General features: G+C 48.0%; 20 protein-coding genes. 12 read left to right on the plus strand and 8 right to left on the minus strand.

The features are described 5' to 3' along the window. Positions 1-191 precede the first annotated feature (191 nt). Positions 192-2,030, plus strand: a complete 1,839-nt coding sequence (locus tag E8L90_RS04905) for an ABC transporter ATP-binding protein (RefSeq protein WP_167497634.1) — start codon at positions 192-194, stop codon at positions 2,028-2,030. After that, complete coding sequence (locus E8L90_RS04910) at positions 1,999-3,735, plus strand: ABC transporter ATP-binding protein (protein ID WP_137028240.1); 1,737 nt, start codon at positions 1,999-2,001, stop codon at positions 3,733-3,735. The genes E8L90_RS04905 and E8L90_RS04910 overlap by 32 nt, the downstream gene beginning before the upstream one ends. Before the next feature lie 66 nt (positions 3,736-3,801). Here the strand turns inward: E8L90_RS04910 and E8L90_RS04915 are convergent, their stop codons facing one another. Beyond that, a complete protein-coding gene (locus tag E8L90_RS04915; RefSeq protein ID WP_137028241.1) occupies positions 3,802-5,112 on the minus strand; it encodes an MFS transporter in 1,311 nt (436 codons plus the stop codon). Between the two features lie 221 nt (positions 5,113-5,333). Between E8L90_RS04915 and E8L90_RS04920 the strand changes: the two genes are divergently transcribed. After that, positions 5,334-6,932: an amidohydrolase gene (locus E8L90_RS04920; RefSeq protein ID WP_137028242.1), complete on the plus strand. Its 1,599-nt coding sequence runs from the start codon at positions 5,334-5,336 to the stop codon at positions 6,930-6,932. 125 nt (positions 6,933-7,057) lie between these two features. Here E8L90_RS04920 and E8L90_RS04925 read toward each other — a convergent pair whose 3' ends face one another. The 3 genes from E8L90_RS04925 to E8L90_RS04935 all read right to left on the minus strand — a co-directional run bounded on the left by E8L90_RS04925 (position 7,058) and on the right by E8L90_RS04935 (position 9,647). Then, the gene (locus E8L90_RS04925) at positions 7,058-7,438 is read right to left on the minus strand and encodes a YmaF family protein (protein WP_137028243.1); all 381 of its coding nucleotides are present in this window, start codon (positions 7,436-7,438) and stop codon (positions 7,058-7,060) included. 708 nt (positions 7,439-8,146) lie between these two features. Then, on the minus strand, positions 8,147-8,626 hold the full coding sequence (locus E8L90_RS04930; RefSeq protein ID WP_137028244.1) for an SRPBCC family protein: 480 nt from the start codon (positions 8,624-8,626) through the stop codon (positions 8,147-8,149). A 124-nt stretch (positions 8,627-8,750) separates the two neighbouring features. Continuing rightward, the gene (locus tag E8L90_RS04935; protein ID WP_137028245.1) at positions 8,751-9,647 is read right to left on the minus strand and encodes a DMT family transporter; all 897 of its coding nucleotides are present in this window, start codon (positions 9,645-9,647) and stop codon (positions 8,751-8,753) included. Between the two features lie 145 nt (positions 9,648-9,792). On the opposite strand from E8L90_RS04935, the gene E8L90_RS04940 reads away from it, so the two are divergent. Next, entirely contained in the window at positions 9,793-10,671 is an 879-nt protein-coding gene (locus tag E8L90_RS04940) for a LysR family transcriptional regulator (RefSeq protein ID WP_137028246.1), read from the plus strand. A gap of 1 nt (position 10,672) precedes the next feature. Here E8L90_RS04940 and E8L90_RS04945 read toward each other — a convergent pair whose 3' ends face one another. Beyond that, a complete protein-coding gene (locus E8L90_RS04945) occupies positions 10,673-11,419 on the minus strand; it encodes a YwaF family protein (RefSeq protein ID WP_137028247.1) in 747 nt (248 codons plus the stop codon). A 356-nt stretch (positions 11,420-11,775) separates the two neighbouring features. Then, the gene (locus E8L90_RS04950; protein ID WP_137028248.1) at positions 11,776-12,267 is read right to left on the minus strand and encodes a Gmad2 immunoglobulin-like domain-containing protein; all 492 of its coding nucleotides are present in this window, start codon (positions 12,265-12,267) and stop codon (positions 11,776-11,778) included. A 158-nt stretch (positions 12,268-12,425) separates the two neighbouring features. On the opposite strand from E8L90_RS04950, the gene aspA reads away from it, so the two are divergent. Beyond that, positions 12,426-13,850, plus strand: coding sequence for an aspartate ammonia-lyase (gene aspA, locus E8L90_RS04955; RefSeq protein ID WP_425267097.1), 1,425 nt, complete (start codon positions 12,426-12,428; stop codon positions 13,848-13,850). Positions 13,851-13,920: 70 nt separating this feature from the next. Here aspA and pdaA read toward each other — a convergent pair whose 3' ends face one another. Next, entirely contained in the window at positions 13,921-14,706 is a 786-nt protein-coding gene (gene pdaA, locus E8L90_RS04960; protein ID WP_137028250.1) for a delta-lactam-biosynthetic de-N-acetylase, read from the minus strand. 280 nt (positions 14,707-14,986) lie between these two features. Between pdaA and E8L90_RS04965 the strand changes: the two genes are divergently transcribed. From E8L90_RS04965 to E8L90_RS04980, 4 genes are all read left to right on the plus strand, one after another. Then, positions 14,987-15,214: a DNA primase gene (locus E8L90_RS04965; protein WP_137028251.1), complete on the plus strand. Its 228-nt coding sequence runs from the start codon at positions 14,987-14,989 to the stop codon at positions 15,212-15,214. Between the two features lie 100 nt (positions 15,215-15,314). Further along, positions 15,315-18,587 (plus strand): DEAD/DEAH box helicase, encoded by a 3,273-nt coding sequence (locus E8L90_RS04970; protein ID WP_137028252.1) that lies wholly within the window; start codon positions 15,315-15,317, stop codon positions 18,585-18,587. Positions 18,588-18,769: 182 nt separating this feature from the next. Then, the gene (locus E8L90_RS04975; protein WP_137028253.1) at positions 18,770-20,587 is read left to right on the plus strand and encodes a CotS family spore coat protein; all 1,818 of its coding nucleotides are present in this window, start codon (positions 18,770-18,772) and stop codon (positions 20,585-20,587) included. 33 nt (positions 20,588-20,620) lie between these two features. Next, complete coding sequence (locus E8L90_RS04980; RefSeq protein ID WP_137028254.1) at positions 20,621-21,769, plus strand: glycosyltransferase family 4 protein; 1,149 nt, start codon at positions 20,621-20,623, stop codon at positions 21,767-21,769. A 234-nt stretch (positions 21,770-22,003) separates the two neighbouring features. Here the strand turns inward: E8L90_RS04980 and E8L90_RS04985 are convergent, their stop codons facing one another. Beyond that, positions 22,004-22,564, minus strand: a complete 561-nt coding sequence (locus E8L90_RS04985; protein WP_244297155.1) for a hypothetical protein — start codon at positions 22,562-22,564, stop codon at positions 22,004-22,006. 176 nt (positions 22,565-22,740) lie between these two features. On the opposite strand from E8L90_RS04985, the gene E8L90_RS04990 reads away from it, so the two are divergent. Genes E8L90_RS04990 through E8L90_RS05000 form a run of 3 tightly spaced genes read left to right on the plus strand, consistent with a single transcriptional unit; the run spans position 22,741 to position 25,523 of the window. Then, positions 22,741-23,787 (plus strand): DUF7847 domain-containing protein, encoded by a 1,047-nt coding sequence (locus E8L90_RS04990; protein WP_137028256.1) that lies wholly within the window; start codon positions 22,741-22,743, stop codon positions 23,785-23,787. Beyond that, positions 23,780-24,406 carry a DUF4129 domain-containing protein gene (locus tag E8L90_RS04995; RefSeq protein WP_137028257.1) on the plus strand — a complete coding sequence of 209 codons (627 nt, stop codon included), beginning with the start codon at positions 23,780-23,782 and terminating at the stop codon, positions 24,404-24,406. Before E8L90_RS04990 ends, E8L90_RS04995 begins: the two co-directional genes overlap by 8 nt. Then, positions 24,399-25,523 (plus strand): DUF4350 domain-containing protein, encoded by a 1,125-nt coding sequence (locus E8L90_RS05000; protein ID WP_137028258.1) that lies wholly within the window; start codon positions 24,399-24,401, stop codon positions 25,521-25,523. The genes E8L90_RS04995 and E8L90_RS05000 overlap by 8 nt, the downstream gene beginning before the upstream one ends. Positions 25,524-25,525 lie beyond the last annotated feature (2 nt).

Here is a 25,525-nt window from a genome sequence, read left to right on the forward strand (position 1 = left end):
ACCGCTTGCGGTCAAACAAAACGGTCATGACCGTTTTGTTGTTCCAAAATAAAAGAACTCCGGCTAGGGGCAAGAACTATCCGGCAATCGGCGGCAGAGGGCGGAAGGTCACATTATGATAAGGGGTAGGACAAAAGAAGCAAGCAGGAGAGAGGAGAACAGGAATGACGACAATGGAGAGCAAAGAGGGAATGCAGCCCAAAAAAGGCGTGCGTCGCTTGCTGGAGATTGCGGATGAGAAGCGCGGATTGCTCGTCGTCTCGGCAATATTGTCTTCCGTAAGCGCAATATGCATGTTGGTGCCTTATGCATCCGTCTATTTCATTTTACGCGAACTGTTAACGCATGCAGCGGCTCCCGCTATGGCGGACGGGGCATACATGATTCGGTGGGGAGTTATTGCGCTTTTGGGACTCGTGGGAAGTCTGGTCATGATGTATGCAGGCGGGATGGTGTCTCATATCGCTGCGTTTCGCATTTTGTACGGAATGCGGGTCAAATTGGCTTCGCATATCGGCCGTTTGCCGCTTGGCTGGCTCAACGGAACGTCTACCGGTGCAGTCAAAAAAACATTGGAGCAAAATGTGGAAAAGGTCGAGACGTTTGTCGCGCATCAGCTTCCGGATTTGGTGCATGTAATCGTGACGACGGTGCTCATGATCGGTGTAATGTTTTACTTGAACGTCTGGCTGGCGCTGGCCTGCGTCGTGCCGATCATACTGGGACTGATTGTACAGATCATTACCTTTTCCGGGGCGAAAACAAAAGAAAATATCAAGAGGTACTACGATTCACTAGAACGGATGAATGGATCTGCCGTCCAGTATGTACGCGGAATGCCAGCGATCAAGGTTTTCGGGCAGACGGTTCATTCCTTCCGGCGCTTTTATGCGGATATGATCACCTATCGGGACTATTGCGTCAAGCATACCGATGATTTTCAAAACGGATTTTTGGTGTTCAAGGTGATTCTGAGCTCATTTGCGGCCTTCATTCTCCCGGTAGGGGTGTTCATGCTGAGTCAAGACCCGCAAAATGTTGCGTTTGCGTCTGTTCTGCTCTTTTTCCTCGTAATGGCGCCAGGTGTATCTGCCCCGATGTTTAAGCTCTTGTTTTTGACCTCTACCCTGCGTGACATTGGCGAGGGTGTGGAGCGCATGGATCGGATTTTGGCAGAGCAGCCCGTTGCCGAACCACTTAGCTCCCAACGTCCACAGAGCTTTGATGTCGCATTTGAAAACGTCTCTTTTTCTTATGCAGCAGAGGGAAAAACAGGAGGAGAGGCACTTTCTCGCATCTCTTTTTTGGCGAAGCACGGGCAGGTGACAGCTCTGGTCGGACCATCTGGTGCAGGGAAGTCTACGGTAGCGAATCTCATCCCGAGATTTTGGGATGTTTCGGAGGGAGCGATTCGCATTGGCCAGATAGATGTCCGGGAGCTGTCGAGCACCGATTTGATGAACACCGTAGCATTCGTCTTTCAGGATACGTTTTTGTTTTACGACACGGTCTACAACAACATTGCCATTGGATTGCCAGAGGCAACGTCAGAAGCGGTCTATGCAGCGGCGAAGGCAGCCCAATGCCATGATTTTATTCAAAAGCTCCCGAAAGGCTACGACACCCTGATCGGGGAAGGGGGAGTCTACTTGTCCGGGGGAGAAGAGCAGCGTGTGGCGGTCGCACGGGCGATCCTGAAAAACGCACCGATTCTTGTTCTCGACGAGGCGACTGCCTTTGCCGATCCTGAAAACGAGTATGAAATGCAACTGGCTCTGGCAGAGCTGATGAAGAGCAAAACCGTCATTGTTATCGCGCATCGCCTGTCGACGATTCGGGATGCCGATCAAATTTTGGTGTTGGAAAAAGGGAAGCTGATCGAACAAGGCAGGCATCAACCATTAGTAGAGGCTAACGGGCTCTATGCCCGGCTGTGGAAGGCTTACACCGATGCGCAAGACTGGCAAATGGGCGAAGGAAAGGAGAGTGTGGATGCAGATGAGTATGCTAAACAATATCACAGCAGGTAAACCAAGGGCGCTGATCAAACCCGTTATGTACACGACACTTGCCAACCTTGCGCAAATCGTGCCATTTGCCTTGCTCGTGGAGGCGGCCCGATTGATTTTTGAGCCGTTTGCCCAGCCGAGTGCCCCATTGAATATCGAGCGACTCTGGTGGGTATGCGGATGGATGGTAGTCTCGTTGCTCCTATTGTTTCTATGCGAAATTCCAGCGTATCGCACACAGTTTCGCGGTGCCTACAGCACGGCGGCAGAAGGGCGAACCAAGCTCGCAGAGCACCTTCGCAAGCTGTCACTCGGTTACTTGAACAAAAGAGACCCAGGGGATTTGGCCAATATGATGATGGGAGATTTTACGATGGTGGAGCACGGGATTTCCCATCTCGTACCGCAAATGTTGGGGGCGATCATCATGCCAATCATGGCGATCGTAGGTCTTTCTTTCATAGATGGGCGGATGGCACTGGCCTTATTTGCTGCGTTTCCTATAGCGATACTCTTGGTGCTGATGACATCGGGACTTCAACGCAGGCTCGGAGCGACGCATATGCGGGCAAAAATGGACGCCGCCAATCGCTTGCAGGAATATTTGAACGGCATTCGCGTCATCAAGGCGTACAATTTGACCGGCGAACGCTTTGTACGGCTGGAGAAATCCTTTCGCGAGTTCATGCAGCAGAGCATACGAATCGAAGGCTTGCTGGGACCGATTGTGCTCGCCGCCATCGCTTTTATCCGGGCGGGACTCACACTCATGGTTATGGTCGGCGTGTATTTGCTCGTAGCGGGTAGCATAGACCTGATCACGTTTGTCATGTTCCTGCTAGTTGGGACACGTATCTTTGATCCATTGACAGCTGCACTCGTCAACTATGCAGAATTCCGTTACCACGAACAGGCGGGGGAGCGGATCGTCCAGTTGCTGTCGGAGCCGATCATGACAGGCGAGCAGCAACCTCCCTCGGAAAACGACGTGAAGCTTGCAGGCGTCTCTTTTGGCTATATCGAAAAGAACGTCCTCAATAACGTGAGCATGCACATGCCAGTCGGTTCGTTTACAGCGTTGGTTGGGCCGTCCGGCAGTGGAAAAAGCACCGTGATGAGACTGATCGCCAGATTTTATGATCCGTCGCAAGGCACTGTTCTGCTAGGCAATCAACCGCTTGTCGACATGGACCCGGAGGCACTCCTCTCCCGCGTGTCGATGGTGTTCCAGGATGTGTATTTATTCCAGGACACGATTGCAAACAACATTCGCTTCGGAAAAAGGGAGGCGACACAAGCTGAGGTCGAAGATGCGGCCAAACAAGCCTGCTGCCACGAGTTCATCACGAAGCTGCCCAATGGCTACGATACGCTCGTAGGAGAAGGGGGAAGCACGCTTTCAGGCGGAGAGAAACAACGAATTTCCATTGCCCGAGCGATCTTGAAAAATGCCCCGATCATTCTCTTGGATGAAGCAACAGCATCACTGGACCCCGAAAATGAAGCGCAAATCCAGAAAGCGATCAATACGCTTATCGAGGGAAGAACGGTTATCGCCATTGCTCATCGCTTGAAAACCATCCGTAATGCTGACAACATCTATGTGCTAGAAAATGGCGCGGTTGTCGAATCGGGACAGCATGATGAGCTTGTGAAGAAAAACGGTTTGTATGCCCGGCTGTGGAAGCTGCAACAAGAGACAAATGGCTGGAGACTCTCTTCCTAAATAAGCGAAAGGAACCCGCTAGGCCAAGTCAGCCGATGCGGGTTTTGTTGTGGGGACACCTTCGATTCAATTGTTCGCTTTTTTAGCAGCAGGAACCTTACGGAATAGCTTGGTCATGCATACCCACGCGATGAGAGGGCCGATTCCGATGCACAGGATCAACCAGTTCAGCGTAAGAGGAGAGACGCTCAAGGATGTTACCAGCAGAAAGATCAGAATTCCCACGAGCCGACCAACGTCCAGAGCGAACTCTCGCAGCACGACATATTCGACCCGATTGCGTGCGCTCTCTTCATTAGTGCCAATCAGATCAAAGATCGTGGAGAGCATGGGCACAGAAAACAGCGGATAAGCGATGGACACGGCAATCCCGAAAATAAGCAGTGTCGTAAAGCTCACCTGCCAAAAAAATACGAAGAGAATCCCCCACATGATGACAGAACCAGTGAGCATTCCCCACTTGCGATAGCGAGGAGCAAACCATTTGGCGATCAGGAAGTAGCTCACAAGCCCGACGGCGGATGTAGTCAGCCAGTAGTTCCCGAGCGTCATCTCGCTTCTCGTGGAAATGTAGACGAGTAGACCAATCACGAAACCGAATACGCCTTCACGCAGTCCTTGACCAGCCAAAGCGCCTGCCGCCCAGCGCCACTCGGGCTCCTCTCGCAAACAACGCAAGGAAAAGCTCCAGGAATACGTCCCTTCCGATTGGCGTTTTTTCAGAAAAAAGCTAATGAACACGCCGACGACAAATAGCGCAAGAGAGATCCCGAAAATAAGGGAGTAGCCGCTGTTGCCGGGAAGCCGCGTAATAAGCAAGCCTGATATCCATGGAGCGAGCATGCCGCCGATGGAAGCAAGAAGCCCTGCCCAACTGTTGAAAAGGTCACGATTGGCAGCATTCGTAATTTCGAAGTACACCACATTAAAAGACAACCAGAAAAATCCATTCGCCATACCCTGAACGAGCCCAAGAGGTACGGCATACGAGACAGCTTTGGGACCTGCCAGAAGAACGAGCAAATAAAAAAGGGCAGAAACTGCCATTCCGGCACGCAGGACATTCATTTTGTTTAGACGCTTCACGTACCAGCCCGCAAGCCAGAAGGTCAGAGCACCCGCGAGATGGGCGGAAAAAGTAAACCAAGCGATGGGGGCAAATTGACTTTTTACCTTCCACAAATAGATGTTCACAAACGTGCCAGAAAGGGCGCCAGCGGCAATGAATACGGCATTGACCAAGAGCAGCAGCTTGGCTTGACTGTCCAGACGACCGGATTGCTTTTGCGAAGAAGGCTTGTGGCGCGACATGTTCAGACCAGTGGACTCCTGTATTTGAAGGAAGGGTGGAAGGTGTTTTTTTGTTTTTTGTTGCATACGTTCCCTCCGCGCAAAAATAGGACATGAACATAACGTGCCCTACCGCTACTGCTTTCAACAGGAAAGTGAGTGAACACCATGTTTTCCCAAATGAAAAAGCGAAGGTCGAAATTTTTTGAACGTTAGTTCATTTCAGGGAGGAAAACGACTAGCAGCAAACAAATTAAGAGGGGATAGGCATACGAAAATACAGAAGCGAACAGAAAAGAGGTCACGAGATGGCGATAACCATTTTCAGAAATGGACGCATTTACACAGGAGATTCCAGGCATTTGTTCGTACAAGCGCTGGTCGTTCGGGATGGAATTGTCCATGACTTAGGCAGCGATGCGGACATGCTTCTTCAATACGGAGGCAGTGAAGCAACAGTCATTGATTTGCAAGGATATACCGCTACCCCAGGTTTGATTGACAGCCACCTACACTTGGGATGGCTCGGTCTGACCTTTTTGCAGCTAGATTTGAGTAAGGCTCGGTCCAAGGACGAGATGCTGTTTCTCTTGAAAGAAAAAGCGCAAGCCACACCGGAAAATACGTGGATACAGGGCTACGGCTGGGATGAGAATTTGTTCGCGGATGGCGGCGGCATTCCGACCATCGAAGAGCTCGATCAAGCTGCACCACATTGCCCGATTCTTCTGGCACGAATATGTGGACATGCGAATCTGGTCAACAGCAAGGCATTAGAGCGATGTGGCTATCATCGTGACATGGAGGTGCCTGCGGGGGGCGTCATTGTACATGATCCTGTAAGTGGAAAGCCAACGGGCGTGCTGTTGGAAACTGCCTCCAACCTGATTACGAAGCATATTCCGAAACCTGACTACGATCAGTTGAAGCCAAGCCTGCGCAGCTCGATTCGCTATGCAATGGCGCATGGATTGACAGGGGCACATACAGAGGATTTGCGTGAATTGGGCGGACTTGCGCAAACGTATCGGCTCTATGATGAGCTCATCAATGGTGAAGAGCTTGCGTTACGGAGCAACCTGCTTGTCTTCTATCCGCATATGCATGAGCTTCGCGATTTAAACATGACGGCAGGTTATGGCAACGCTCATGTGCAAATCGGTGCGGTGAAAATTTTTGCAGATGGGGCATTAGGACGCAGGACGGCTTACCTGTCAGCTCCGTACGCTGATGATCCGAGTACTAGCGGTTATCCTGTGCATGAGCAAGACGAGCTGACAGAGCTGGTTCGACAAGCACGTGGACTTGGGATGCCCATAGCCGTACACACCATTGGCGACAAAGCACTGGAAATGGTGCTGGACAGCTTGGATCAGTTCCCGGCAGTCGCCTATCGGGATCGCCTTATACACACACAAATCTTGCGGCCGGACCTCCTGGACCGCTTGAAGCATCCCCATCGGATTGCAGATATCCAACCGCGTTTTCTCGCAGGCGACTTCCCGTGGGTGATGGATCGCGTAGGACAGGAGCGGATTCAATACTCGTACATCTGGAAAACGATGATGGACTACGGAGTCATTTGCGCTGCGGGCTCGGATACACCGGTAGAACCAATTGATCCACTGTTGGGGATACACGCAGCCGTCACGCGCAAAGCACCAGGAGAAACACACGATGGATACTTCCCGCAAGAAAAACTGACAATGGAGGAAGCGATTCATCTGTTTACATTAGGCAGTGCGCAGGTGACGAACGAAGATCATGTCAAAGGCACGCTGTCTCGTGGAAAATATGCGGATATGACCGTCTATTCCAAAGATTTATTTACCATCGATCCAGACGAGCTCCTCTCGACAAAGGTCATGATGACCATCATTGGCGGAAAGGTTTGCTACACGTCGTGATTGCAAGGCTAAAGCCGAATGACCTCACGGAAATTCGGCTTTTTCTTTTCTTATCGAAATCATTTGGCGATTCGTGTGAGTGGGACCTTGTAGTGCCAGCCAATCCGTTTGTTTTATAGGAGAAACTAATCTTCATCTCCCGTTTTTCCCCGATACATATGGGAGTGTGGATGCCTTCCGTCTACGGTTGTGTATCCCTCGAAATAATGAAAATGACCACCATTTGGTAATGAGATGGCAGGACCTGTTGTTCCTTTAATTCTGTGCGTATGACCATCGCTTATGGCTGTCACAGTATAATACTTATGAACGTGTGGAACCCCTGTTGGAGCTGGCTCCGTCATTCCTGCATAATAGTGAGCGTGACCATCATCACACGAGGTACATCCTGAGAACGCGTGAGTGTGGACGGGTCTACCATCCCAGGTTGAAATATACAAGGTGTGGGAGTGGTTAAAACCATCTCCACTTGATTCTATAACAAATCCTGTCACAGGTATTCGCATTGATATTCCCCTTTTCTCAAACGCGTCATGAAATTACGGACCTTATGGGCAAATGGAAGTGGATCATCAATTGATTCAACATGAATGTACATGATACTAGGACTGTATTGATTGGAAAACGAGAGGCTTCTCTGAATACATGGTCAGAACCCGCCCCCAAAAACGTATTTCTTCTAGAGCGGATTTTCAGTGATGATATATGCCTATGAATATAGTCAGAAGTTTGAAATAGACTCACGCCTAGCCAGCCAAGTTGGATAAGCCCATTTTGAAAAAGAGGACGGAACATTCACCATCGAGCCAAATGAATAATACCCGACATACGTTTGCCATAGAGCTTAAGGAGCTTTATTTTCCTCCATATTTTTGCAAGGAGAAGGAATACCACAGGAAGAAGTAAAAGAACAAAGTTTTGAATGGACGACCGGTCGAATATTGGACCTCTTTGGTCACCGAAGAACGCAATTAATGGGTTCCGAAAAATGAAAAATTACAATGGGCAGACAAACAATAAAAATGTACATGGCTATAAGGGAAGGCTTAAAAATTCTCGCGTATGAATGAGAAGAGGGAAAACAAGGGACTCTCGAGGAATGCTTGAACCAATTGTCTAACATGATCGGGGCTCTGAAAGTTCTTAGCGGGGCAAAACAAAGCGGTAGTCTAGGAGGGTATTATCCTGGACTACCGCTATTTTATGGGCCCGACCTACTTTTCAGACATACTTGCCAGATGCTCCTCAAGACGATCCATGGTCTGTTCGGCACCTGGGACGGCATATGTTTTCACCTTATCGAACACAGCAGCAGTTTCTTCAAAAACGGTGCGATAAGTGAGTTTGGTCTTGCCATCCAGATCCTCGAAGATGGCTGTCGATAGAAAATGAGGAAACACAGTATGTTTGAAGACGATTCGCTCAAGTTGAACGACCTCGACGAAGACGTTGGTGTTGGGAAAATCAACGCCATCAGGACCGTGCATGATAAACTGCCATGTACCACCTGGTTTTAGATCAAACTTCTGAGAAGTCGTCGTAAAACCTCGAGGCCCCCACCACTTCGCCAGGTTCTCCTCTTTCGTCCAAGCATCAAAAACAAGAGCGCGTGGAGCATCCAATATGCGGGTGATCACAATCTCGCACTCACCTACTTGCGCTGCGATTTTGTTTGTTTCGCTGTTTTGGTTCATGTCCATCCCTCCATACTAAGTAGCTTCGTCATGGATAAAATCATTTTTTCTATCATAGCAAATAAATCAGGAGTGGATTTCTTTCAGATTGCTATCTTGCATAACCCATCCGCAAAAACTCAACTCAGGATAAGTGGGTCGTTTTTTTTGTCAGCTGCTTTCCGCGTAGCAATCTCTTCACATCGATTTCCGCAATCAGCACACTAATCAAAACGAGACCTGCGCCTATGTACCCGCGAACAGACAGTGTTTCGCCTGTGACCAAGAAGGCAAACAGGGCAGCGAAGACTGGCTCCAAGGAAAAAATAACACCCGTGTGCGTGGCGGTGGTATATTTTTGGGCCACTGTTTGAACGACAAAGCCAATTGCGCTGCACAATACGCTAAGGGCGAGCACGGCGATCCAAGCATCTGTTGTTTGCGGCAATGTCGGGGTCTCCAGTGCAAATGAAAAAACAATGCCTAAGAGCGCCGTAAAGCCAAGCTGGTAAATTCCCAACTGAATCGTATCCGATTGATTGGCCCATCGGCCTGTTACGGTAATATGTGTAGCGTAAAAAAGGGCGCCAGCTATGCACAGAAGGTCTCCTTGGCTGACGCGAAATTCAGTGCTTAGTGTGAGCAGGCCGATACCGATCATGGCCAGTCCAGCGCCGACAAAGACTCTTTTTTCGGGACGGTTTCTCAAAAGAATAGATAAGAGCGGAACAAAAATAACGGTCAAGCTAACGAGAAAGCCTGCCTGGGAAGCTGTCGTTGATTTCACTCCGTTCGTGATGGTGGCAAAAACCCCGAAAAGGAGCCCACCGAGTATAAAAGCATGAAGCAATGTTTTTCGATTTGTGCCACGCAAGCGCTTATGGAACAAGGCTGCTGCTAGTAGAAAAGCAATGCCAAAGCGGATACCGATCAGATTGAAAGTCTCCAAATCCTTCAATCCCATTTGCATAAATACATACGACGTTCCCCAAAACAGGGTGACCAAAATCATAGCCAAATCGGCTTTCACTTGCGGTTTCATGATGGGATAAGCCTCCTTGCCCGGGAAAAAGCGGGTCCTAATCAGTGTTGCGCCATAAACAGTATACGAGTATCGTTTAAATAAGAAAAATGAATGTTTGTGATGATTTTCATGAATCAGATTCATGGAAAGGAGACGAAGAAGGGTGAGTTTGAACAAGTTTGAGGTAGTGATCACTGTTATTGAGTCGGGAAGCTTAACCAAAGCTGGAGAAATACTAGGTCTGACACAATCCGCGATCAGCCATGCGATTGCGAGTCTGGAGCGGGAATATGGGTTTTCGCTTTTGATCAGAGGACGATCGGGCATTAGCCTCACAAGTAATGGGGAGCGATTGCTACCATACATGCGTGAGACCTTGCGCTGTCATGAGCGGATGAAACAAGAGGTGCTTGCCATCAATGGGTTGGAGGTCGGGACGGTGAGAATTGGAACGTTTACGAGTGTATCCACGCAGTGGCTTCCGGGAATCCTCAAGCGGTTCCAAGATCAGTATCCGGCGATCGAGATTAAGCTAATGGAAGGGTATTACGATGGAATTGAGGGCTGGATTCAAACCGGAGAGATTGATTTCGGCTTCGTCTCCTTACCGACAACAGAGGATTTGGAATCTATTCCTTTAAAAAAGGATCAGATGTATTTGCTGGTGACAGAGGAACACCCGCTCTACAAAGAGGAGCGGGTGCATGTGAGCCGACTGGCCGAGGAGACATTTATCATGCCGAAGACGGGCTGTGACAATGATATACAGCGTTTGTTGGCCCAGTATCAGATTGAGCCGCGAATCAAATATGAAGTAGGGGATGATCACGCGATTATTGCCATGGTGCAAAATGGGCTTGGGATTAGCATTCTCCCGGAAATGATTTTGTTCCGCTTGCCAGCCAATATGCGGATGATCCCGCTTGAAGGAGAGCATTACCGTTCGCTGGGGGTGGCAGCAACCTCTTTTTCCAAGCAGTCACCGGCTGCCAAACGCTTCTTGCAGTTTGTAACCGATTGGGTAAACGAGCAGCAAGCGTAATTCAGACAGACAAATCCCTCCTGACTTCCTTCGCCAGCGGCTGCTTTCGGACAAAGGGCAGGTACAACAAGAAAAACAACGCGAGTGCTACTCCTTCCAACGAAACGATGTACCACGGATACGGGCCCAAAAAGTCAATCAGACTGGGATTGTCCGGTTTGCGCGAGACAAATAAATAATTTCCACCGGTCCATTGGTTGACGAAAAGTGCGACGAGCAAAAGCAGGTTTAAAAAGCCCATCGTTTTCCATACAGAACGGACAGTCGGACGGTAGCCTTCTACCCACGTCATGTACAGGCAAGCAAGGACGATTCCCGCGTGGGCTACGAAAAAATGCACAAAGCGAAAATGCGGAAATGGGTAAAACAACTCGGGTGTAAGCAACGCCTGCATGGCGCCACCAATCCCGGCAAAATACGTAATCTCATACAGTCCGTAGCTTCTCGTCATCAGCATCACGGCAGAAAGAAGGAGAGTCACGCTACATAGCTGCAAGGGTAATGTGTAAGCAGCCGTCCAGCTCTCGGTATAAACATGCCAAAGCTGATAACAAATCTCTGATAACAGCAAGACACCCGCAAGTACGTAACGTGTAGTGAGTCGATTTGTCGGGGCTTGGAGCTTTTGCCGAAATAAATAGGTGAGCACGACCAGACAGAGCACAAGAATCAAGGTGATAACGTGAGAAGTGGAAAACAGCCGAAACGGCTCCCCTGTCAGAAAAAGTGAAAAATAAGGTGAGGTCATGATGATCTCCTCTTTGTTTATTATTTTTTATATTTGAAAATTCACGAAATTTTAACAGATAGCTATTTGTATGATATAAATCTTTGGTTATAATATAAATAGACTACGTTACATCATTGAGAGGAGATATAGTCTTGAACTTAGTGCTCACGGAAAAACAATGCAAGTCTTGCCGGGCTCGCTTGACCGAGTATGAAATCGAGAACAATGGTGCGCTCTGCATGGAATGCTTCAAGGAAGAAGAAGACGAGTAAAAGCAAGGCATACGGCAACTGACTGTCTACTGCTATCTAATAATAAACCCTTTCAATCAGGCCCTCTCTTTTCATAGAGAGGGTCTGATTTTTTTGCAGGTCTTATTCTGGGAGCGGAATGATGAGTTCCATTCTTCGGCTGCCGTCTTTCATGCTTGTTTCAAACAAGATGAGTGTCAGTGTGCTGTTCGGCTCCGCTTTTTTCACTTTCAGTGTATGAGTAAAATCTCCCCAATCAGGAGCAGCGGTTGTAGCCTGCACGAAACCTTGCGTTAGCTCGTTATGTCCATCTTCTACAACGTAATTGAGTACAGCTTCAAATACGCTTGCCTGTCCTTTGATTTCAAACGTGTCTTGGGCGGTTTTCTTCACAGTGACATTGCGGAAAATATCATTGGCATAGACAGTCTCCTGTTGAGCTGGCTGTTCCGTTGGTGGCTTCTCAGGCGTTGTAGGTGGTTCAGAAGCAGGTGTCTTGGGCTCAGTTGCAACGGGTGGCTTCTGTTGTTCTGTTTGAGGGGAAGGGCTATCTGTGCCACTCGTGCATCCTTGCAGCAAGCCGATCGTCAACAGCAGCAAAAGCATTTTTTTCATGGTATCCCTCGATTCTGTCTGGTATGAAATGGTACCTATAAATAGTAAGACGTAAAAACAAATAATAGTGTTTCAGGTGGATGAGTCTTCCTGCATCAAACTGTGGTAGAATGGAGAGGAAGTAGCAACCATTATCCTAGAAGGCTGGTCTGATAACAATGGAACAACAGACGTTTCGAGTGGAAAAAGACTTTCTTGGCGAGAAGCAAATTCCAGTAGAGGCTTATTATGGCGTGCAAACGATGCGAGCAACGGAAAACTTCCCAATCACCGGGTATCGTCTTCATTTTTCCCTCATCAATGCAATGGCAATGGTAAAAAAAGCAGCTGCGATGGCAAATATGGAAGTTTCCAGATTGAATCCGCGGTTAGGAAATGCGATTGTTACTGCGGCGGAAGAAATCATGCAAGGAAAGTGGCATGATCAATTTATCGTCGATCCGATCCAAGGCGGAGCAGGTACTTCGATTAATATGAATGCCAACGAAGTGATCGCGAACCGTGGTCTTGAGATGCTTGGTGAGAAAAAAGGAGATTATTTCCACTTAAGCCCAAATACACATGTCAACATGTCTCAGTCTACCAACGATGCGTTCCCAACAGCGATTCATATTGCAACACTCACGCTATTGGAAAAGCTGCTCGTGACGATGGATAAGCTGCATGATGCATTTGGCCAAAAAGCAAAAGAATTCGATGATGTCATTAAAATGGGCAGAACGCATTTGCAAGATGCCGTTCCGATTCGCTTGGGCCAAGAATTCGAAGCATACCGTCGGGTGCTTGAGCGCGATATCAAGCGTATCAAGCAATCTCGTCAGCATTTATACGAAGTGAATATGGGAGCAACTGCGGTAGGAACAGGTTTAAATGCTGATCCTCGTTACATTACAACAGTAGTCAAGCATCTTGCCGATATCACAGGCTTCCCATTGACAGGTGCAGAGCATCTCGTGGATGCTACACAAAACACAGATGCGTATACAGAAGTATCAGCAGCGCTGAAAGTTTGCATGATGAATATGTCTAAAATCGCGAATGACTTGCGCTTGATGGCATCAGGACCTCGAGCTGGACTGGGAGAAATCTCCTTGCCGGCGCGTCAGCCAGGCTCCTCCATCATGCCAGGAAAAGTCAATCCTGTTATGGCAGAGCTCATCAACCAAGTAGCGTTTCAGGTCATCGGAAATGACCATACGATTTGTTTGGCATCTGAGGCAGGTCAGCTAGAACTGAACGTGATGGAGCCTGTGCTTGTCTTCAACTTGCTGCAATCGATCAGCATCATGGACAATGCATTCGATGTCTTTACGCGCCACTGCTTGGAAGGAATCGAAGCAAACCGCGAGCGCATGAAAGAATACGTGGAAAAAAGCGTGGGCGTCATCACAGCGGTGAATCCTCATCTCGGATATGAGACTGCTGCACGCATTGCCCGCGAAGCTATTTTGACAGGAAAGTCTGTACGTGAGCTGTGCTTGCAACACAATGTACTGACAGAAGAAGAACTGGATCTGATTCTCGATCCATTTGAAATGACGCATCCAGGTATTGCTGGAGCATCCTTACTGGATCGCGACTAAATCCAAAAACTCCCGCGCTTTGCTCATGCGAAGCAGCGGGAGTTTTTGCTTGAAAAAGGAAGGGCTTGCGCTACTTTTTCGGAAGCTGATCCAAGCCCTTGAATTCATAGCCTTGCTTGCGTGCTTCATCGATTATCGTCCCGAGAGCCTCCGCATTGTCTTTGGAGACAGAATGGAGCAGAATAACAGCACCAGGATGCAATTGGGCCATCACATTATCATAAGCGTATTTTGCCCCACGCTGGACTTTTGTATCCCAATCCTTATAGGCGACCGACCAAAAGACATTGGTATAGCCCAAATCTTTGGTAACAGCAAGTGTGCGATCACTGAAAATTCCTCTAGGAGGTCGCAAGTAATGCATGTTAGCCTGTCCGGTTACTTGCTGGACCGCATCGCTTACTTTCGTCAGTTCGTCTTTGATTTTTTGATTCGGTACGGTCGTCATATCGGGATGGCTCCACGAATGGTTGCCGATCAGATGGCCCTCTTTTGCCATTCGCTTTAATAACTCCGGCTGTTCCTTCACAAAATGTCCTGTCACAAAGAAAATAGCGGGGACTTTTTTCGCGAGAAGGGTATCTAAAATCTTTGGCGTGTAGCCATTTTCATAACCGTTGTCAAACGTCAAGTAAAGCTCTTTTTTCGTGGTATCACCTAAAAAAACCGCACCGTGACGATCGACAATGCCTTTAAAGCCTTCCTCGTTGATAGAGGGTAACTGACCATTCTTGCTCTTTTTAAAACCAAAATGGTACGGGTGATCTGGTGAGGCCATAATCGAGTCAACTGGCAAGGCACTTGTAAGCAACAAGCTAATTCCGATCAACAAGCTTTTGATCCATCGTCTTTTCAATAATGAGCTCTCCCTTCTGTAGCGAAGTCATGATGTATGTAAGGTGATTCCCTCAAAAGTTTGTCCAGTCTACTTCCAAATATGTAAACGATACGTAGGCAATAGGGGCTTGTTAGGGAGACGGGTTACTTGCAAGGGCAAGTTGTGTAAAAGTCTACCGTGAGGACGGGGACAGCTGTCCACGCATGAAAAAGAAACTCTTCATATAGTATCAATGTCGACAGTGAAACTGTTGGCAAATGCTTCCAAGAGATCATCTATACCCAGGAGGTGTGGTTAAATGGACGAATGGTTGGAGCAATTACGTGAGGCACTTGGTGAAGGTGCAGAAGAAATGGAAGTAAAAATCGAATACGAAGATGGCACTACGAAAAAATTATACTTTGGTAATAATGACGACGATGACGATGAAGAAGATGAAGATGAAGAAGAGTCTGCGGAAGAAGATTCTGATGCCGAAGATTCCGAGGACGAAGAATCTGACGACGAAGATTCCGATGACGCTTAATTGATTTTTATATGGGAAAAAAGATACGCTTTCATGCGTATCTTTTTTCAGTTGCATTCTGTAATATTAAACATATTTCAAAATGAGGATGGAACAGAAAATGAGCTTTCAAGTGAGCCATCAAATGATAAAAGAATGGTGTGGTCGCCTTTCTTATGAGAGAGGAAAGACTTTTTACCGTTCTGGGAACGTGCTTGTGGAGCATTTTCAACCGGAACCTGCTTGGATCAGAACGACAGTGAGCGCCGGGAAAAATAATTATCAGGTCACCATTGAACTGGACGAGTCTGGTATGGCAGCAGTGTGCAGTTGCCCGACTTTGGCGTCGTACGATCAGTACTGCCAACATATCGCAGCCTCGTTGTTAACCATGCGTGATCTACTAGTAGTCGAGCATCCTAGCAGCTTTTCCACTTCCATTGAAACGAGACAAGCAGGCATGACAGATCAGCCTGATTCCCGGCTAACAGAGGGACTGTTCGGCTTGTTTGTGGACCGCCCGCTTCGGACAAGCCATCATCGTGTGTTGCTGGATTCACGAACAACGCTTGCCTTGGAAATCATATGTAAAATCGTTCCGTACGGCTTTCGCAAAAGCATGATCGGAATAGAGCTAAAGCTAGGGCCAAAGAGGTTGTACATCGTAAAGGACATTCGCGCGTTTTTAGACCAGGTGGATAAGCAGCAAGTGTATCGTTTCTCTAGCCAATTTACCTATGATCCGAATTTGCATCGCTTTTTGCCAGAGCATGAAGCCATCCTCCGTGAACTCCTGCAAATTTACCGCACGGAAAAAATATATCGAGAGACAGCAAGCTACCATTATCAGGAACAGAAGCATGTGGGTGGCGAACGGGTTCTTCTTGTTCCACCCTTTACCTGGGAGCGATTATTTGCTTTGCTACTTACCGCACCGTCTGTTCACATTCAGCATCATGACCAAATGTATCCAACGTTTGCCTGTATAGATGAGCCGCCGCCACTCCACTTCGAATTCGACCAGACCAAAACCGATCAATATCAGCTGGAAGTCCAAGGATTCAAGCAAATCACGGTCTTGGAAGCTTACGGATTGTTGCTCGTAGATGGCAAATGGCACAGACTGCCAAAGGAACAATGCCGCAGTTTGGCAGAGCTAAAGCACTTGTTAGAATCTCATAGCAGTGAGCGGATTCACATTCCCGCAGAAAAAATCGAGCCTTTCATGGTGCAGATTGTTCCGGCCTTGATGAAACTGGGGGAGGTACAAATTGCAAAGGCCGTCTCAGAACGAGTCGTGCAATTCCAGTTAAAAGCCAAGCTGTATTTGGATAGGGTAAGAGATCGGTTGCTGGCGGGGGTTGAGTTTCAATATGGCGATATCGTCATCAATCCGCTGGAAGGGAATGAAGGAGGAGGGCAACGTGGCAGTGAGCTGATTTTGATGCGTGACGGGGAGCAGGAGCGGCAGATTTTGGAGCTGATGGAGGAAAGTGCCTTTACCCGCACGGAAGGAGGGTATTTTCTAGATGACGAGGAAGCTGAATACGACTTTCTTTACCACGTCGTCCCCAAGCTGGAAAAGCTGTTAAAGGTATACGCGACCACTTCGGTAAAAATCAGGATTCAGCCTCTCCACTTACCACCAAAAGTAAAAGTGGATGTCGACGAGCGAACAAATTGGCTGGATTTTCGCTTTGATATGGATGGGATACCCGAGTCCGAGATCCGAAGTATTATCCAATCGGTAGAAGAAAAGCGCAGATATCATCGGCTGTCGAATGGAGCCCTTCTTCCACTGGAGACAAAGGAATTTGAGCAAATCAATCGTTTTTTGGACGAGATGGGCATGCAATATGCGGAGCAAATGGGAAGTGGTTTCCAATTACCTGCTTTTCGCGGGCTGCGCTTGCTTGATATCCCCATGCAGGGACAGTCTGTTCAGCTGGGCAAATCGTTGCGCCAGTTTTTGGAGAATATGCGTAACCCCGATAATCTGGACTTTCCCGTGCCGGAATCTTTGCAGGCGACACTTCGAGATTATCAAAAGTTTGGCTATCAATGGATGAAAACACTGGCTCACTACGGATTTGGGGGAATTCTCGCAGACGATATGGGCCTGGGGAAGACATTGCAAAGTATTACCTTTCTTCTCTCTGTTCTGTCGGAAATCAGGGAACAAAAGCTCCCAGCGATTATCGTGGCTCCTGCTTCTCTTTTATACAATTGGCACAATGAAATCAAAAAGTTCGCGCCAGAAATTCGTAGTGTTATTGTCGATGGCACAAAGGAAGAGCGGAATCAAATCGTTAACGAGCAGTCAGAAATCGATGTGCTCATCACTTCGTATCCGCTCTTGCGTCGTGATCATGCCCAATTCGAGGAGCATTCCTTCCACACCTTGATCTTGGATGAAGCGCAGACCTTCAAAAACTATGTCACCCAAACAGCCCAGACAGTCAAACGAATAAAAGCCAAGCATCGCTTTGCTCTTACAGGAACACCTGTGGAAAACAGGGTAGAGGAGCTGTGGTCCATCTACGATGCTGTTTTCCCAGAGCTTTTTCCGGCGCGAAAGGAATTCCTCGACTTGCCGCGAGATACGATTGCGAAGCGGACGCGTCCATTTTTATTGCGCAGGCTAAAGACGGAGGTACTGAAGGAATTGCCGGCCAAAATTGAAACGTTGCAAAGCGCAAGGCTGTTGCCAGAACAGAAAAAGCTGTATGTCGCCTATTTGGCGCAGCTTCAACAGGAAACAGTGAAGCACCTGTACAACAAAGGCTTTCAAAAAAATCGGATCAAAATTCTCGCAGGCTTGACGAGACTGCGCCAGATATGTTGTCATCCAGCGCTGTTCGTCAAAGAGTATGACGGCGGGTCAGCCAAGCTCGAACAGCTATTCGAGATCATCGGTGAGTGCAAAAACGCTGGGAAGCGCGTTTTGCTCTTTTCTCAATTCACGGAGATGTTAGGAATGATCGGACGCGAGCTGGGGTATCACGGTGTCCCGTTTTTCTATCTGGATGGACAGACACCAGTAGCAGAGAGACTAGAGTTGTGCAACCGATTTAACGAGGGAGAGCGGGATTTGTTTCTCATGTCTTTAAAAGCTGGGGGAACAGGATTGAATGTGACGGGTGCGGACACTGTAATCTTGTATGATCTGTGGTGGAATCCTGCAGTGGAACAACAGGCGGCTGATCGTGCCCATCGTATCGGACAAAAGAACGTTGTCCAAGTGATCAGGCTTGTTGCAGAGGGGACGGTCGAAGAGAAGATGTACGAGCTACAACAAAAAAAGAAAAACTTGATCGAGGAAATCATTACACCTGGGCAAGAGGCAATCTCATCTTTAACCGAGCAAGAAATACGCGAATTGCTGATGATTTAACATGAACAGCTTGACTGTCGCTACCACGCGAGGGGTCAAGCTGTTTTTTTGCGAGACCTTATCCCTGTGCGAATAACGAATTGGCAGACTCCCAATGATATTTGTCCGGTTCGAGATCAGGACATAGCGAATAGCTTATGGAGAAGGACGAAGCATCACCACAGAAGTGTGGGGGGAATGGAATGGAACAATATGTGATTAAGCCATGGGATACCCGAGAAGGGAATGTGGAAACGCCGGCTAACTGGGATTTGACAGTGCCACCAGAAGTAGATGCGATCGCAGAACAAGTGGTCAAAGAGTATGACATGTCCGTAAAGAGCCGTACGCTCATTACTTCCAAGCCAGACAAAGGCGGGGCTATTTGGCGCATCGAGACAGATAAAGGTCCGCGTAGCCTAAAGGTACTGCACCGTACGCCTGAACGCAGTCTCTATAGTGTGGCTTTTCAAGAATACGTCGTCAAACAGGGGGCAAGGGTACCAGCACTGATTCCTGCCCGAAATGGCAGTCTTTTTGTAGAAAAAGGCGGGAAACTCTGGATTGTTACCGATTGGATTGCTTTGCAACCGGCAACAAAAGTAGATTTGGTAGGCGCGCAAGAGCTTTGCTACGGTCTTGGTGAATTCCATCGTCACTCGAAAGGCTATGTTCCGCCCGCAGGAGCCAAAAACTCTTCCCGTTTATATCGTTGGCCCAATCATTATCAAAAGATTGCCAAAAAAATCGGGTGGATGCGGGAAGTAGCAAAAGCCTACAGTGAAACCCCAACAAGTAATTCCATTTTGGCCGTCGTCGATCACTATGAACAGCAAGCATGGGCAGCCTTAGAGAAATTAAAAACATCTGCCTATCCGAAAATGATCAAAATGGGAGAGGCGCACTGGGGATTGGTGCACCAAGATTACGGCTGGTCAAATGGTCAAAATGGTCCGGGAGGGCTTTGGGTCATCGACCTGGATGGCGTGTCGTACGATTTGCCGTTTCGGGATTTGCGCAAGCTCATCACCAGTACGATGGATGATATGGGCGTCTGGGATGTTACTTGGATGCGCGGTATGATCGAAGCCTATCATAAGGCAAATCCACTGGATCGCGAATCGTTTGAAGTGCTCTTAAATGACATGGCAGTGCCAAACGAATTTTATAAGCATCTCAAAGAGATGTTTTATGATCCAGCCACCTTCTTGTCGACAGAAGCGGAAGGCATTCTGCAGCGAGTTTTGACGGGAGATAAAACGAAAGATGCGGCATTGGCAGAGCTCGCGAAAGACATCAGTAAATACGAACCGGGCAACTATGATCAAATAACGGAAGTGATTGAACCGCAAAGGTTGGCATCTGGTATCAAGGAATTGTTACCTGTTGCGTTGTCCATACCAACAGCAGAGGCTTTAGTCGAGGAACCGAAAGCCAAAAAGTCTACGAAGATTAAAGAGTCAAAGGATAGAGACTCAAAGGTCAAGGGATCCAAAGAAAAAGAGTCCAAACTCAAGAAGTCAAAAATCAAGAAGTCCAAAGACAAAGAGCTTGTAATCGACCAGGTAGCCAGTTCCCGTCCGACTTCCGATATACCGCAAGAAAGCCAGCAAGATGGGGCAAGGGTGGAAAGTAGCAGCACAACCCGCAGAGGTCGGATCTCATTTTCGGGAAGTGCACCGTTCATGCCATCAGCACCACTCGCTTCAAGTGAAGAACGAAAACTTGTCCGTCGAAACAAAAAGCGGGTAATGAGCTCTGCTGCCTCAAAAAGCAGCAAAAAGTCAAGCAAGCCTCTAAGCAAAGTACGGATCTCTATCGAGGTAAAAAATAAATCACCAAAAGTAAAATCCTCAAGTCAAGCGGGTAAAAACAAAAAAGGAACTGTGTGGACATCTAAACAGCAGTCCCGGACCGTCACTTCCAACAAAAGCAAGAAGGTTGCCAAGACAGCGAAACCAGTCCGTAATACGCAGTTAAAGAAGCAGCGTCAAAAACCAAAGAAATCGAAAGGCAACTAATGTAAGAAGTCGGAACGGGAAAGGAGAATACGGATGAAAGTTATCATGGTCTGTACAGAAAAATTGCCAGTCCCTCCTATACGAGGGGGAGCGATTCAGACGTATATTGCAGGGATTGCAGATATTCTAGGGAGGCATCACGAGCTGACTATCCTGGGAACGTCGGATCCCACGCTATCGAAGGATGAAATAGTTCGCAATACTCGTTATGTGCGGGTAGATGGTCAAGGGGTGTTCGATATCTATGCGCGCGAAGTAGCTGCTTTTCTGAGTGCGAACAACTATGATGTCATTCATGTTTTTAACCGACCGCGGATGGTTCCTATCATTCGTGAGGTATGCCCGAACGCACGTATCATTCTAAGTATGCACAATGATATGTTTGATCCGGTAAAAATAGGGCAGGCAGAAGCTGCTAGGGCCGTTGCTGAAACAGAACGGATCATCACTATCAGTGATTATGTCGGCCGGGTTATTGCTTCGTTGTATCCCGAAGCCGCAAATAAACTTCGCACGATTTATTCAGGTGTGAACTTGGAAACGTTCGTTCCGGTGGAAGGGTCTAATACGGCGCAGAAGATTCGTCAGGAACTGCGGGCGACGCACAATCTTGGCAACAAACAAGTGATCTTGTTTGTAGGACGACTGACACCGAAAAAAGGGGCCGACATTCTGGTTCGTGCGATGAATGAACTCCGCTCCTACCATTCCAACATCGCTCTCGTCCTGGTTGGAGGGTCCTGGTACGGAGAAAATAAAATCAGTGACTATGCAGCATATGTACGCTCATTAGCGAATCGTTCGCCTGTTCCGGTTATTACAACGGGATTTGTTCCGGCAGATCAGATTCACCACTGGTTCTGGGCGGGGGACGTTTTTGTCTGTCCATCGCAATGGGAGGAACCACTGGCACGTGTTCATTATGAAGCGATGGCTGCCGGACTGCCCTTTGTCACGACAAAGCGGGGTGGAAATGCTGAGGTGATCATAGGAGGCAACGGACTGTTAGTCGAGCAGCCGGAAGACCCTCAAGCGTTTGCTGTACAGCTGAAACAACTATTGTCTAGCCGCGACCTCCAGCGTCAAATGGGGAGAAGCGGACGCCAGCTTGCCGAACAGAGATTTACATGGGAACGAGTCGCAAGAGATGTGCTAGACGTATGGAATAACAGGGGTAGGTAAAACCAAAAAGTGAATGCTACAGCCCACTTCCCTAAAGAGAGTAGAGAAGTGGGCGTTTATTTATACCTAGGGGACGAAGAGTCATGCAATGTCCCGCCAGTGGACTGGCCTGTCTGAACAAAAGGGCTAGTCCTACATGCATTTGTACGAATTGGGGGAGAAGCGGGGAATCTACTACGCACAAACTCCCCGCATCTTTAGGCAATCCAAAAGCCTCGCAGAATATCAGCTTGTTCAATTGGGTTCTGCATTTGGAATAATCGCGACGATATGGGTGATTGGAATAACGATAGAGGCTCCGTTGGTACGTGAGGAGGATAAGGTCCATAATTCAATGAGTCCTTCATCCACTCTAAGAAGCTTGCCGACTCGGTAAGAACGACTCTCAGGTCCCATATCTGTCGTCAGTAAGACCTCCACAAGTTGATCGTTTCTCATGCATTTGCTGAGTTCTTGGCGAAGCCCTTCTATACATGCTTGATCCGCTGATTCTTCCGTTTCGACATCTACCTTTACTATTGGTGCCGGGATGACGATTGGCTTCGGAGCTTCTACTTGTACATAAGGTGCCTCTACTTGTACAACAGGCGATTCTACCTGCACAACAGGAGCTTCTACTTGAGGCGTGGGGCTGGTCACATTCACTTGAGGTGCGCGAACGTAGATACGCACAAAACGGCGTAATTGCCTGAGCAGACTTTTGGATTTGCGTTTGGTAGATCGCTTCTTGCAGCGGCATAAGCGGGCTTGCTTTGCTTTTAGCTTCTTCTTTCTCAATCCTTTCAAAGTCAACACCCTCCTTACTATGCATGCAATATCATATTCAAGAGAGGGATGACCGCATTGGACTAACACCTGATTTGACAAAATCAGGCAGGGAAACATTAGCAAAATTAGATGATTTTTTTAAAAAAGCAGGAAAATCGTGTATACTTATCAGGTAATCTCAAAAAGATAGATGGAGGTTTCTCATGAATCGTACGCCGATTGCCCCCATGGGAGTGGGGAAGCTGTTGGACAAGAGCTTTTCAGTGTATCGCCAGCATTTTGGAGCATTTTTTTTGTTGGCTTTAATTTGGTTCGGTCCATTATTACTCCTGCAGCAACTGCTTCTAGTTGACCTTACCCGAGTGCCTTTGCTCGCACAAGATACAGAAGGTCTAGACTTTGCAGAATCGTTAGGCGCAAGATTTGCTGGACAAGAAGAATTTATGACACAAAGCATTCCTATGCTGCTCCTATTCATATTCCTTGTCGCACCGATCCTTTTGATCATCGGCTATCCGCAAATGCTTTCCGGTTCTATTTTACTGACGAAGGCTGCTCTTGAGGGAGAGACCTTGAGCTTAAAAGATGCCTTGAAGGGGGCACTTCGCCGATTTTGGCCGCTCGCGGGCAGTACTTTCCTATATGGAGTAATTGCGTTTGCAGTGTCGACAGCATTTGTCATCGTATATGGATTGATTTTCTTTATGATCGGCTTCGCTGGTGGAGCGACATTGGAGTCCATGTTTGATCCGTCAGATGAAGGCGGCATTGTGCTTATGATCGTTCTGTTTATATTTGGCTATTTATTCTTAATTGCCGGGATGATGCTCGTACCGGGCTTTTTCTTAATTCGTTGGGGTTTTTATATGCCGATTGTTCTGTACGAACGTGATGGTATCGGAATCGGCGAGAGCTGGAATTTGACAAAAGGAAACTTTTGGCGTCTATTTGGTCTTTTTGTTGTTCTCAGTGTGATTTATTCCATGTTCTCTAGCGGCATACAATTAGTACTCACTGGTGTCTTAGGTACATCTATCCTCACGCAAATGCTTCTGGTTGCACTTACCTGCCTCCTGAGCCCTTGGATGGCCATTGTTTACGCTTTGGCTTACTTTGATCTACGTGTGAGAAAAGACGGGACAGATTTGCAAGAGCTAGTAAGCCGTCAGCTTGCCACATCTGCACCAGTAGAACCAGCAGAACCAGCAACTCCAACCCCTGCACAAGAGCCGGGAGTTACACATGATTAGCACGAGTCCTTGGGTAGATGACAAGGAGCATTTACAAGAGATTCTAGCCAGAGACGAGTTCAATTTGCCCCAAAGCAGTGGAGAGAACTGGGTTCAAAAAGCGATGGAGTTTCTGATCGAGTTGATCGCAGATCTTTTTCAGTGGACCCATATTCCAACTGGTGCGGCTAATACCGTATCTACACTCGTGCTCATTATGGCAGTGCTGGGACTGGTTGGCATCATTTACTGGTTGTTCCGCAGAATGATTTGGGAACAGAAGAAGCATCGACCGCTGTTTATGGACGGTGAAAAAATACGTTCTCATGCAGACTATTTGCGTGATGCGAAAGAAAAAGCAGCACGAGGAGAATGGCGGGAAGGAGAACGCTCGTTGTTTTTGGCGTTGTTGGTTTATTTGCAAATGAAGTCATGGGTTCGTGTGGAAAAATGGAAAACGAATTGGGAATACGCGGAAGAAATTGAGGCGAATCAGCCGAGCTTACGCGAAGTGTTCGGCCGCTTTGCACGAGAATTCGACGCTGTTTGGTACGGGCAGGCACTTGTTGATGAAGGGGCGTTCTGGCAGCGTGTAAACGAACTGGAAGGCATCTGGCGCGAGGAGGGACAGCATGAATAGTTTGCGCACCTATCGTGTCGGAATCGTTGTGGCTACCTTGTTGCTCATCATCGTGGGCTGGTTGATCGTCAAGCCTACAGCTAAGCAACTCCCACCGTACTTGGCTTCGTCTGCACAGCCAAGCGGAATCAAGGCAGTGCTCGTACTACTGGAGGAAAAAGGTAAGCAGGTAAAGGAATGGCGGCAGCCTATGCGTTTTTTACCAACAGCAACTGGGCAGGCCATGCTCGTAGTAGAGCCGGAAAGACTGATGCCAGAGGAACAGATAGCCATTCTGGATTGGGTCAGTGAAGGCAATGATCTGATTCTCTTTCAGTCGAGACCAGAGTGGGAAGACCTTCCCTTTTATACGGAGAACATCCGAGGTAAAGAAAATCAGGAGCGAAACATTCAGGGACCTCTCGTTCAGGGCAGGTTCATGGGCAAAGCAGGCACCTCATTGAGATTTTTAGAAGATGACGACATGGAGCCACTTCTCTACGATGATCAGGGGATACTCGGAGGAAGAACAGAGGTGGGAGATGGCAGTGTTACGTTTTTTCTCGTACCGGAATGGCTAACGAATCAAAAAATTGAGCGACTGTCCCACTTTGAAGCGATCTGGCCGTATGTACAAGGAGATTGGTCTGTTCTTTGGATAGACGAATACCATCATGGCTTGCAAGAAAAACCAGGTTTTTTGGCGATCTATCCGGGATGGCTCATAGCCGCTTGCATGCAACTCGGTATCCTGCTTTTGCTGTATGTGTGGTGGAGAGGAAAACGTTTTGGACCAGTCTATACGCTTAGGGAATGGACGGTGCGTCGTGGTGATGAGACGTTGCTCGCCGTGTCTAGCTGGTATGAGCGAAGAGGGCTGGCACAGGATGCGTTGCGCCATCGAGAAGCGTACATGCGACAACTGTTGTACGATCGGTGGGGAGTGCACCAACGAGCTGATCGTCTGGAAATCGTGCGATATGCCAAAACAAGATGGACAAATCAAGAGGCAGAGAGATTCGACCATCTGCTGGAACGACTGGATCAGGCAAAAAACGAAGGGCGATACTCGCCAAAAATCTTGCTTGCAGACAGTCTTTTGTTGGATGAGATTACGAAGCGTTTGGAGAAGGAGTGACA

The sequence above is a fragment of the Brevibacillus antibioticus genome (assembly GCF_005217615.1).
GTDB classification, from domain to species: Bacteria; Bacillota; Bacilli; order Brevibacillales; family Brevibacillaceae; genus Brevibacillus; species Brevibacillus antibioticus.